Source organism: Exiguobacterium sp. KRL4 (assembly GCF_001870785.1).
GTDB lineage: Bacteria > Bacillota > Bacilli > Exiguobacteriales > Exiguobacteriaceae > Exiguobacterium_A.
Map to the genome: position 1 here is coordinate 1 of NZ_MOLV01000034.1, position 813 is coordinate 813.

Here is an 813-nt window from a genome sequence, read left to right on the forward strand (position 1 = left end):
CAGTTTTCAAAGTTCGTCATAAAGATAATTTGGTGGAGCCTAGCGGGATCGAACCGCTGACCTCCTGCGTGCAAGGCAGGCGCTCTCCCAGCTGAGCTAAGGCCCCATTAAGGGATTAAATTGAAGATGGTCGGGAAGACAGGATTCGAACCTGCGACCCCTTGGTCCCAAACCAAGTGCTCTACCAAGCTGAGCTACTTCCCGAAAAGTGCACCCTGAGAGATTCGAACTCCCGACCCCTTGATTCGTAGTCAAGTACTCTATCCAGCTGAGCTAAGGGTGCGGGGTATGATGATCAAACAGTTACATTAAAAATGGTACCGAGGGCCGGAATCGAACCGGCACGGGGAAACCCCCGCAGGATTTTAAGTCCTGTGCGTCTACCAGTTCCGCCACCCCGGCAGGGTGTTAAAAGGTAGCATCTACACTTTTTCAAGTTCGATGATGTTTAATATGAAAATGGTGCCGGCAACAGGAGTCGAACCCGCGACCTACTGATTACAAGTCAGTTGCTCTACCAGCTGAGCTACACCGGCAAGTGTAATAAAAAATGGTGGAGGATGACGGGATCGAACCGCCGACCCTCTGCTTGTAAGGCAGATGCTCTCCCAGCTGAGCTAATCCTCCATATGTATCGCCTGGCAGCGTCCTATCCTCACAGGGGGAAGCCCCCAACTACTTTCGGCGTTCAAGTGCTTAACTTCCGTGTTCGGCATGGGAACGGGTGTGACCACTTGGCTATCGCCACCAGACATCTATCATCTTAACATTATGTTTCCATAACGTCAAGAACTTTTTTGAAAAGCTCGCGCC

The 813-nt window shown here is 51.0% G+C and carries 6 tRNA genes and 1 rRNA gene; all 7 read right to left on the reverse strand.

Annotation, left to right across the window (positions count from 1 at the left end):
• Positions 1–30: 30 nt before the first annotated feature.
• Positions 31–106: transfer RNA gene (locus BLD48_RS14805), tRNA-Ala, on the reverse strand.
• A 21-nt stretch (positions 107–127) separates the two neighbouring features.
• Positions 128–204, reverse strand: a tRNA-Pro gene (locus BLD48_RS14810).
• Between the two features lie 5 nt (positions 205–209).
• A tRNA-Arg gene (locus BLD48_RS14815) sits at positions 210–283 on the reverse strand.
• A 32-nt stretch (positions 284–315) separates the two neighbouring features.
• Positions 316–402, reverse strand: a tRNA-Leu gene (locus BLD48_RS14820).
• A 58-nt stretch (positions 403–460) separates the two neighbouring features.
• A tRNA-Thr gene (locus tag BLD48_RS14825) sits at positions 461–536 on the reverse strand.
• Positions 537–551: 15 nt separating this feature from the next.
• Positions 552–627, reverse strand: a tRNA-Val gene (locus BLD48_RS14830).
• A gap of 9 nt (positions 628–636) precedes the next feature.
• Positions 637–752: ribosomal RNA gene (rrf, locus tag BLD48_RS14835) — 5S ribosomal RNA — on the reverse strand.
• Positions 753–813 lie beyond the last annotated feature (61 nt).